Source organism: Lentilactobacillus diolivorans DSM 14421, assembly GCF_001434255.1.
Taxonomy (GTDB): Bacteria; Bacillota; Bacilli; order Lactobacillales; family Lactobacillaceae; genus Lentilactobacillus; species Lentilactobacillus diolivorans.
Map to the genome: position 1 here is coordinate 1 of NZ_AZEY01000073.1, position 10,105 is coordinate 10,105.

Below are 10,105 nucleotides of genomic sequence, written 5' to 3' on the forward strand. Positions count from 1 at the left end.
CCATGGCCTGCATTTCGCCTAATTCGTTATCGTGAACAAATTTGGATAATTTAGAATGATCAAAAGAAATATGTGCCACTATTTTTTCCTCCTATTAATGACAAATACAACCAAGTTAAGATGATGACTTGATTGTATTTGAATTTTTAATTAATTCGAATTGAAAAATTATAAGATTTGGCAGAACTCGATGGTTTCTTGATTAGGGCCAAGAATGTTAAAATACTTAATTCCGTTATCCCAGAATGAAGGAATTGATTGAATCTCGTGATCAACGAGATTTAAACCTTGTGCTTTAGCGTCGGTAAAGGCTTTTTCTACATCTGGTGTGTTTAATGAAATATGATTGATAGCGCCGGCCTTCATAGCGACTGGATCGCCTTCCCAGGTTTCAATCATGAGATTATTAAATTTCATAAATGCACAACGGTTGGCGCCATTATGAAACAAGCCAGCTTCATCGAAACCAAGTGATTTGTAAAATTCGATGGTTTTGTCTAAATCTTTTGAAGGGATCCCAACATGTTGAATTCCTGTAATATCATCTTTAATTGCCATAATTTGTGCTTCTTTCTGAAAATTTATTTTTAATGATTATTTTTGACCAACATCTAATGCTTGATGTTTTAAGCTTGGAATTACTTTAGTATCCGCGATACCAGTAATCCCACCTTGGAATAAGAAAGCGAAGATGGTGCCGATACCGAGGTTAGTGAAGTCTTTGGTAATGATGAATGCGAGAATTGCCATTAAGGTTGGTGGAATGTAGGACGCCCACATCGCAATGTTGGCATTTCCTTTAAAATATTTAAAGCGGAGAATCTGCATTAAATCATCAGCGGGATGTAAGACTAAATTAACTCGTTGATAGATTGAAATGGCAGTCCCGATTAAAGCAACCCCAAAAAAGTTTAAAAGAATGTAGAAACCAATCATCATAGGCGTATTGGCAGCTGGTAAGCCACCATAAATTGGGTACTTACCAATGAAGAAGTCTTCAAAAATTTGAATCAGTGCTGAGAAAGGCACCATGAAAATCAGGTTTCCCAATGCGCGTCGCCAATCCCAGTGACCAACTAAAATCGCATTCAGAATTGTAATGACAACCCCTAAGATTAGGAATGTCCAGAAGAGGTTCCAGCCAAAAGCAACACTTAAATTAGCTTCAGCGGCCGTCCAGTAGGCAGAGCCTAAGTAGGAAGGGTGAATCTTGGCACTGGTAACTAACGTTAAAACGTTGCCGGCGGAGTTAATGACTAACGAAACGACAAAGTAAAAAATTGACATTGACATCGAAAGGGTTCGGCCATTTAATACTTGGCTTGGACTAGCCTTTGACTCCTGATTCTTCTTCACAACTAATCACCAACTTTAACAACGGCTTTGGAAACTCCCTTAACCTTTCCTTGAAGAACGCCTTCAACCTGGTCCAAAGTTAAGACATGGCTGATAATAGGGTCAACGTTTAATTTACCGCTGGCAAGCAAGGCAATTGAATCTTCAAAGGCGTTTGGATTAATGAATGAACCTTGGATCGTTAATTGCTTTTGATAAACTTCGTAAGTGTTCATTTGGAAATGAGCGTCTGGTTTACCAACACCAAACATTAAAACTTGAGCACCTTTACGGGTGGCTTCAACGGCTTGTTCCTGAGTTTGTGGTAATCCAACGGCTTCGATGACAACATCATAGTCTGAAGGGATCTTATCACGGGTGGTGTTGTAAATGTTAGTGACACCAAATTTCTCTTTATTAAGTTGAAGCTTTTCATCAATGATGCCGGCAAAGTCGACTTGGTGAACACCATAGGCACTCAACAATTGAACAAATAATTGACCCATGAAACCATCACCAATGACTAAGGCCTTTTGATATGGGGTAATTTTAAGTAACTTCATTCCATGAACGGCGCAGGAGATTGGTTCGATTGTCGCAGCATCTTTAAAGGAAACGCTTTCAGGAATCGGGTAAACAACGGAAGCGGGTGCTGTAAATGATTGTTCCAAACCACCGTTACGGGTAACACCAACCGCTGATAGATTATCGCAAAGTTCAGGACGGCCTGTGTGGCAGTAGAAACATTGGCCACAGTAAATGTTAGGGTCAACTGTTACGCGATCGCCAACTTTAACATTGGTCACTTCTGAGCCAACTTCGGCAACAACACCTGAGTTTTCATGACCTAAAACGATTGGGGGAACGGCATCAGCTGAACCTGGAAGGCCGTTATAAAGTGCGTGATCAGTGCCACAAATTCCGGCATACTTGGTGTCGATTCGAACTTCATTTGGCTTAACAGTTGGTTGGTCAATATCTTCAATTTCCATGTGTTTTGTTGCGGTTAATACAAGTGCTTTCATAAATATAATCTCCCTTTGATAATTTATTATGATCTGTGACGTAAGGTTGGTTGCGTCACATCTTTGTAAACAATTTTATTGTGGTGGGTAAGAACTAATGGTGGCAAATAATGTTGTTAGCACATGCCTACTTGTTATATTCCTTTAATGCCAACGCAAAATCTCCGACGGTTGCCGAACCATTTTCTTTTACCAGTGGCATCACAATGTACTTATCAACATCGCCAACATCCACATAGTTGTTCAGCAATTCTTTAAACTGTGCCCGAACCTTCTTCAAGAATGTCTCGCTGACAACGCCACCGCCAAAGACGATTTTGGCAGGCCGAAGAATTAAAGTGACTTGAATGGCGGCCTGAGCAACATAGAATGCCATAATGTCCCAAACGTGATCAGTAAGGGGAATATCTTGGCCCTTCTTACCGGTTCGGGCTTCAAACGTCGGTCCGGCGACTAATCCCTCAAGACAGTCACCGTGAAACGGACAAATGCCCTTAAAATCAAGGTCATCTGGGTGACGTTTCAAACGGACGTGACCCATTTCGGGATGGCCCAAGTCACCGATGAAATGGCCATTGACGATAGCACCGGCACCAACGCCGGTTCCAATGGTGTAGTAAACTAATGAATTAATCTTTTCATTAAATAGGGTTGCCATGACGTACTCGCCATAAGCTGAGCCATTGACATCAGTGGTCCAGTAGATCGGAACATCAAAATCCTTTTTCAATCGACCAACGAAATCAGTGTTGGCCCAGCCTGGCTTGGGTGTATTCGTAATATAGCCATACTTTGGCGAATTTTGACGAAGCTCAATTGGGCCAAACGAGGCAACTGAAATAGCCTTTAGTTCTGGAAATTTTTTGAAATAATCAACAGTCTTTTGAAGGGTTTCTTCAGGAGTTGTTGTGGGAAATTGGGTTTTATCGATGATGCGATAATCCTCATTACCAACGGCACAAACAAATTTTGTTCCGCCAGCTTCTACACTACCTAATAACATAAATTGAATCACCTCTACGTTTAATTGACGAAAAATAAATCAGATCGGATTTCTACAAATTTCAGAATCCTTGGGAATATAGATAAAGTCCAGACCCACGTAAGCCCTTACAATGTTTTTCCGAAAAATAATGGCACAAATAAAACCAATCACAGATGAAATACGGAAAAATTTTGATCATTTTTCAGGCTTTTATGTCCAACGTTAGATAGTCAGTTTTACAATTAGCATATTTCTGTTGCTGCCATGACTAAGTCAACCAGTAGTAAGGGCTAAACCCAGCCGATATTTAGAAGAATTTTCTGAAAACGGAAGTCTGAGAATGACGATGCATTTTCATGCTTGAAAAATTGATTTATTAATCTTTCGTTTTGACAGACGGATTAGGTTACTTCCACAAGAAGTAATTCCCACGCTATCTTGATTGTTAGCTGGATATCAGTAAAACATAATTGACTTGAACATCAACCATCTTAGTTTGATGATCAGGAATGAACTTTAGTTATTTTCGAAGGTCTTTCTTTTTCATTTGAAAACCCTTACAATTTTCATTGTAACCGGATATTTTGATGTGTCAATCGTTGAAGAGAATTTTTTTAGAGAAAAATAATGGTTATGCTATACTAAAAAGTAAATGAACCAAATTGGTATATACAGCAAAATAAAATAAATTAGAAGGTGTACCAATGCAACCTAAATTAAAAGATGTTGCCAAGTTGGCGGGTGTTTCAGTAGCAACCGTTTCACGCGTTATTAATGATCGTGGTTACCTGTCGTCAGGAACCAAAGAAAAGGTCTACCAAGCAATGCGGCAATTAAATTATTCACCAAATTCTGCCGCCCGAGCACTCCGGGGAAAAACATTTAAGTTAATCGGGCTGATTTTTGCAAGCGTCGAAAATCCGCTAATTGCCGAAGCAGTTCAAAAAATTGAAAATCAGTTGTTCGAAGGTGGCTATAAGGCAATTATTTGTAATAGTTTGGATAACCCGGCCAAAGAACAGCAGTATTTAAAGATGTTGATGGCCAACCAAGTGGATGGTATTATCACAGGGTCACACAATGAAAGTTTGAAGGAATATAAAATGTCCGGATTACCAATTGTTTCCTATGATCGCTATTTTCCATCACCCATTCCAACCGTTAGCTGTGATAATGCGGCTGGGGGCAAACTAGCCGCCAATACATTAATGGATAAGGGATCCGAAAAATTAATGCTGATTTCTGGAAGTTTAGAAAAGATTCCACGGAACGCCGATCGGGTGGCCGGATTCAATCAGGCAGTTGAAGCAGTCGGACAGAAGTCAACCACTGTCAGGCTCCGATTTAATGATACGCCTGGGATTAAGCGGGCCATGATTCGCCAGCAGTTGTCGGCATATCAACCCGACGGTGTTTTTTGTACCGATGATCAGACGGCATTATTGTGCCTGCAGGAAGCTAAAAGTCTGGGGATGAAGGTACCTGATGATCTCCAGGTAATTGGGTTTGACGGGTCGCAATATGTTCAGCAGTACCATCCCGAATTAAGTACGATTGTTCAGCCGATTGATGACATTGTCGATTTATTAGTCAGAATTTTATTCAATCGTCTCGAACAGAACGATGACCAATTGTTAGATCGGTATGTCCTGCCGGTATCATTACTCCAACGGGGTTCGTTGAGAAATTAAAAAATTTTAACAGCCGCTTGCATCCGCTGATTAGTATTTTGAACACCATTGGCCAACAAAATGGTCGCTAATGAAATCTAAGCATTTTATTAGTCAGAAGCTTTTCAAAGATGAACTGGCATAACTGGTGGCTCCAATCACGATTCATCCAAAAATAAAACATCATTTTGAGAGACTTCAAATTTATTGAACTTCATGATAAATTTGAAGTCTCTCAATTTTTTATGGCAAATTTTTAAAACTTCTAGTGAAAAAAACTCAAAAAATTAAAATAAAAACGACTTTATTCAGTTCTGCATGAGTTATCAAGCCTTGATAGATCACTTATTATGTTCGAAAAGTGGCTAATTCGTTTCACAAGCATTTTCTGGTTTGGTATTATTTTGACAATTTAAAGAACCTATTAAACATATTAGAAAAAGTGAAACTTTATTCCCCGCATTTATTTTAACCAGTGTTAAATTAACAGCATTCAAGAGTGTAATCCGACATTAGTTGCTGGTCAGCCAATAAGTGCAGTTCAGCTGGCAGTCCAAAGAATTAGGTTTAACAGATAATTGCGGGGCGTTAAGTGTTTATTCAGAATTAACAAGCGGTAATTAGGAAATGAGCGAAAACTTGTTAGTTTCTATTGACAACGGCTAACTAACTAATTATAATTCTTTTTGTTAGTTCGAACTGGTTAAGACTAACTAAATAAATTAATTAGGAAAGTGATATTTATGACCTATGATTCTCAAGAATTATTAAATCTGTTTGGAAAGTTGTTTCAGCAGCGGGCGTTTATGTCGGCTGCCATTAAAAGTGTTCAGTTTGGGCGTTCTCAAGATCCGCAGAAGAACTCCAATCAGTTGCGAATGCTTCATGAATTAGCATCGAAGAAAGAACTTACTAATAGCGATATTGTTGAAGCATTGGATATCCGGCCCAGTTCCGTGAGTGCCATGGTTAATAAGTTGGAGGCATCTGGTTTGATTGAGCGTCATGAATCGCCAGATGATAAACGAGTAAGTTTAATTTCATTAACTGATAAAGGTCAAACTTTCATCAATGAGACACAGAGGTTTAAAGACCAGCTTTCAGAATCACTGTTTGCGTCATTGACAAATGATGAACAACAGCAATTGCGCCAGCTACTGGGGAAGTTGCTGAATGATTTAGATGAAAAGATGCCTGATGATTGGTCGGAGCCGAAAAATTTTGCGGATTTTATGCGATTGGCTCACGATTGGCATCACAATATGGAAGGCTTTAATCATGACTTTCCGTTTGGTGGTTTTAAACGAAACCGGGACTAAAATTGAGAGGAAGAGACATCAATGGAACAAGCATTACAGCCGACCAGGCAGAAGCCAACGTCGACCTTTAAACTAAGGGGTTTTCTTCAACTAATTACCCAAATCAAACCGCATTATTGGCATCTGGGGATTGGTCTATTACTAGGAATGGTTGCAACCGGCATGCAATTGGCGGTTCCCAACTTTGCAAAAAATTTGATTAATCAGCTGGGTCACCACCTTGATACCACTTTGGTCATTGGGGTGATTGGCCTGTTTGTTGCCAGTGCTCTGATTAGTGCAGTGTCTGGTGCAATCCTGGGCTTCTTTGGTGAAGACGTTGTTTATAAATTGCGCGGCAGATTATGGCAGAAATTATTGGTCCTGCCGGTCACCTATTTTGATGAAACCAAATCCGGTGAAATGACTTCCCGGCTGGTGAATGACTCGACTCAAGTTAAAGACCTGCTGGCAAATTCATTGCCTAAAATGGTCACCTCACTCCTCCAACTTGTTGGGGCGTTTGTATTGATGCTCATTATGGATTGGAAGATGACGGCCATCATGTTTATTGCGGTCCCACTGGTTGTTTTGGCGATTTTGCCGGTGGCAAATCAATCCCGGAAAATTGCCCATGCCAGACAGGACGCCTTGGCTGATTTTAACGGATCGGCCAGCGAAGTTTTGGGTGAAGTCCGGTTGGTCAAATCTTCAAACGCGGAAACCGCCGAGAGAAAGTCTGGTCATCAACGAATTTTTGACTTGTATCAAATTGGTTTAAAAGAAGCAATTTACGATTCAATTGCCGGACCATTAATGACAATGGTGATGATGGGAATGGTCGTGGCTATGTTGGCATACGGTGCCAGCCGAGTTGCTCAGGGAACGATGGATATGGGAACGTTATTCTCATTCTTGATGTATCTGGTTCAAATGATTGGGCCGTTCGTTGTTCTCGGTCAATTTTTCTCGGATACGGCTAAAGCAAGTGGTTCAACTGACCGAATTCAGGAGTTACTACAAACTCATGAAGAAGATCAGATGACTGGTAAGTCGGTGAGTGCTGCTGGTCAAACGTTATCGATGACCAATGTCAGTTTTGCTTACGAGGATGGCAAACCAGTGTTACATGGCGTTTCATTTGAAGCTAAGCCCAATTCAATTGTGGCGTTTGCCGGTCCTTCGGGTGGTGGTAAATCAACAATATTTAGTTTGTTGGAACGTTTCTATCAGCCAACTGGTGGTTCAATCAAAATCGGTAAGACAGATATTGACAAGGTAAACATGGCGAATTGGCGTGAACAAATTGGTTTGGTTGGCCAAGACGCATCAATTATGGCGGGGACGATTCGCTATAATTTGACTTATGGCTTAAATAAATCTTATTCGGATGATCAACTATGGCACGTGTTGGAAATGGCGTATGCGAAAGAATTTGTCGAAGCTATGCCGGATGGTTTGGATACTCAAGTCGGTGAGCGTGGGGTGAAAGTTTCCGGTGGTCAGCGACAACGTTTGGCAATTGCCAGGGCTTTCCTTCGTGATCCAAAGATTTTGATGCTGGATGAGGCAACGGCCAGTTTGGATTCTGAATCGGAAATGATGGTCCAAAAGGCGTTGGAAAAGTTGATGAAAAACCGAACAACACTAGTCATTGCTCATAGATTGAGCACAATTGTGAATGCGAACCAAATCTATTTCATCGAAGAGGGCCGGGTAAGTGGCCATGGCACGCATAAAGAGTTGATTGACCAGCTGCCGTTGTATCGGGAGTATGTGCAAATGAACAGAGTGTCCTAACAAGCGGTTAGACCCCAGAATATAAGCCCCCTAACTTGATATTCCTGATTTTGGAATATTAAGTTAGGGGGCTTATATGGCCGGGGTCTGCTTGTTATGACACGTTTCAGCACGGTAGCCTATAAACTAACTATCCCTGAATTTGGGATATCGGTTGAAGTGCCTTATATGGCCGGAGCCTGCTTGTTATTGCCCGTTTCGGCACGGTAGCCCACAAACGAATGCTTCTGTTACTGGAATATCGGCTGAATTGCTTGTACAGCATAGGATATACCCACTATGACGGCCTTTGGGATGAAGCCTAAGATCACATTTGTTTTAAACGACCGCTGCCCTTTTAACCTCTATTAAACACAATTTCCTAACAGTGGCCAACAAGTGATAAAATTAACATCAATAAAGCAAAATTTATTAGGAGGTCAGAAAATGCCCAAGGGATACATTAAAGAGATTCGCTCACGAGTTGGCCACATGCCATTAATTCTAAATACGGCAGCTGGAATTTTACTGAATGATCGGCAGCAGGTTCTTCTCAATTTAAGAACCGATACCCATAATTGGAGCTTACCGGGTGGCTATTTAGAATTTGGTGAAACCTATTCGCAGGCTTGTGTGCGTGAATACAAAGAGGATAGCGGTGTCGAAGTGGAAATTATCCGGCCGCTTAAGATTTTTGACGAAGGTTCTTTTTCGTATCCCAATGGGGATCAGGTTCAAACAATTACCCAGTTGTTTTTGGTTCGTCAGATCGGTGGGCAACTATTAACCGATGAGACCGATGAAACGGTTCGACTGGATTATTTTGACTTTGATCAGTTACCGCCACTGATGAATCAACAGACCGAAGATATGTTAACTTATGCTGCTAACAATAGATAGCTCACGGGGGACTTCAAATGACAAAAAAAGTAATTGTTCCAGATAAATTATCAGAAGATGGGAAAAAAGTATTAACCGATCATGGCTTTCAATTAATTGAAGTACCTGGCACAACGCCGGAAAACATTTTGAAATACGGTAAGGATGCTGACGGGATGATTCTGTTCGTCGATCAAATTGGTGAAGCCGTTATTTCGCAAATGCCAAATTTAAAAATTATCGCCCGGCATGGTGTTGGCTATGAAAATGTGGATTTACAGGCTAGCCAGCAGCACGGCGTTTGGGTCACAATTACGCCGAATGCCAACGCGTCAACGGTTGCTGAAACAACGTTAGCAGATATTTTTGACTTATCGAAGCATTTAACTACGGTCACTACTGAAATGCGAAAGGGAAATTACGGTTATCCTTTGACTCATTTAGGTTTTGATTTGGCCGGCAAAACATTAGGGATTTTGGGTTATGGCCGAATTGGTCATTGGGTGGCTAAAAAAGCCAGTGCTTTGGATATGCGCATCCTTATTCATAACCGGACGCCGAAAGAATCGCCTTACGGAACATTTGTTGACTTGGATACATTATTAGCCCAGTCGGATGTCTTAACGTTACATTTAGCGGCAACACCAGCAACAAAACATATTATTGATCGAACGGCATTGTCAAAGATGAAATCATCCAGTGTCATTGTTAATTTAGGTCGGGGCAGCTTGATTGATGAACAGGCTTTGATTGACGCATTGAAAAATCAAACCATTGCCGGAGCGGCTCTTGATGTCTTTGAGACTGAGCCGTTACCTCAGGATAGTGAGTTGTTCAAACTTGACAATGTTTTGTTGACGCCACATATTGGTTCAAGTACAATCGAAAGCTTCTCCAGAATGGCAACTGATGCGGCGAATGAAGTGGTGCGGGTTCTAGACGGTGAGCAGCCTAAGTGGCCGGTTAATCAAGTTAAGTAGCTAATAGATAATTGGGACTGGGACAAAAGTAATTTTGTCCCAGTCCCGTTTTGTGTCATCACGATTATTACCGAGAGAAAACGTTCGCCAGCAAGCAAACCCCGGCCATATAAGCCCCCTAACCTAACATTCCAAGATCGGGAATATCAGGTTA

Annotated in this window: 9 protein-coding genes; 5 read left to right on the plus strand and 4 right to left on the minus strand. The window is 41.0% G+C overall.

Going from position 1 to position 10,105, the window contains the following annotated elements; all coding sequences use genetic code 11:
• Positions 1-168: 168 nt before the first annotated feature.
• The 4 genes from FC85_RS07425 to scrK all read right to left on the minus strand — a co-directional run bounded on the left by FC85_RS07425 (position 169) and on the right by scrK (position 3,363).
• The gene (locus tag FC85_RS07425) at positions 169-558 is read right to left on the minus strand and encodes a VOC family protein (protein ID WP_057864902.1); all 390 of its coding nucleotides are present in this window, start codon (positions 556-558) and stop codon (positions 169-171) included.
• 36 nt (positions 559-594) lie between these two features.
• Positions 595-1,293 (minus strand): DUF6198 family protein, encoded by a 699-nt coding sequence (locus FC85_RS07430; protein WP_420835795.1) that lies wholly within the window; start codon positions 1,291-1,293, stop codon positions 595-597.
• A gap of 65 nt (positions 1,294-1,358) precedes the next feature.
• Positions 1,359-2,360 (minus strand): zinc-dependent alcohol dehydrogenase family protein, encoded by a 1,002-nt coding sequence (locus tag FC85_RS07435; RefSeq protein ID WP_057864904.1) that lies wholly within the window; start codon positions 2,358-2,360, stop codon positions 1,359-1,361.
• A gap of 127 nt (positions 2,361-2,487) precedes the next feature.
• Positions 2,488-3,363: a fructokinase ScrK gene (scrK, locus tag FC85_RS07440; RefSeq protein WP_057864905.1), complete on the minus strand. Its 876-nt coding sequence runs from the start codon at positions 3,361-3,363 to the stop codon at positions 2,488-2,490.
• Positions 3,364-4,049: 686 nt separating this feature from the next.
• Here scrK and FC85_RS07445 point away from each other — a divergent pair.
• The 5 genes from FC85_RS07445 to FC85_RS07465 all read left to right on the plus strand — a co-directional run bounded on the left by FC85_RS07445 (position 4,050) and on the right by FC85_RS07465 (position 9,951).
• Positions 4,050-5,036: a LacI family DNA-binding transcriptional regulator gene (locus tag FC85_RS07445; RefSeq protein WP_057864906.1), complete on the plus strand. Its 987-nt coding sequence runs from the start codon at positions 4,050-4,052 to the stop codon at positions 5,034-5,036.
• A 722-nt stretch (positions 5,037-5,758) separates the two neighbouring features.
• Positions 5,759-6,334, plus strand: a complete 576-nt coding sequence (locus FC85_RS07450; protein ID WP_057864907.1) for a MarR family winged helix-turn-helix transcriptional regulator — start codon at positions 5,759-5,761, stop codon at positions 6,332-6,334.
• 21 nt (positions 6,335-6,355) lie between these two features.
• Entirely contained in the window at positions 6,356-8,113 is a 1,758-nt protein-coding gene (locus FC85_RS07455; RefSeq protein WP_057864908.1) for an ABC transporter ATP-binding protein, read from the plus strand.
• Between the two features lie 426 nt (positions 8,114-8,539).
• Complete coding sequence (locus FC85_RS07460; RefSeq protein ID WP_057864909.1) at positions 8,540-8,992, plus strand: NUDIX hydrolase; 453 nt, start codon at positions 8,540-8,542, stop codon at positions 8,990-8,992.
• Positions 8,993-9,009: 17 nt separating this feature from the next.
• Positions 9,010-9,951 (plus strand): phosphoglycerate dehydrogenase, encoded by a 942-nt coding sequence (locus FC85_RS07465; protein ID WP_057864910.1) that lies wholly within the window; start codon positions 9,010-9,012, stop codon positions 9,949-9,951.
• The last annotated feature ends 154 nt before the right edge of the window (positions 9,952-10,105 follow it).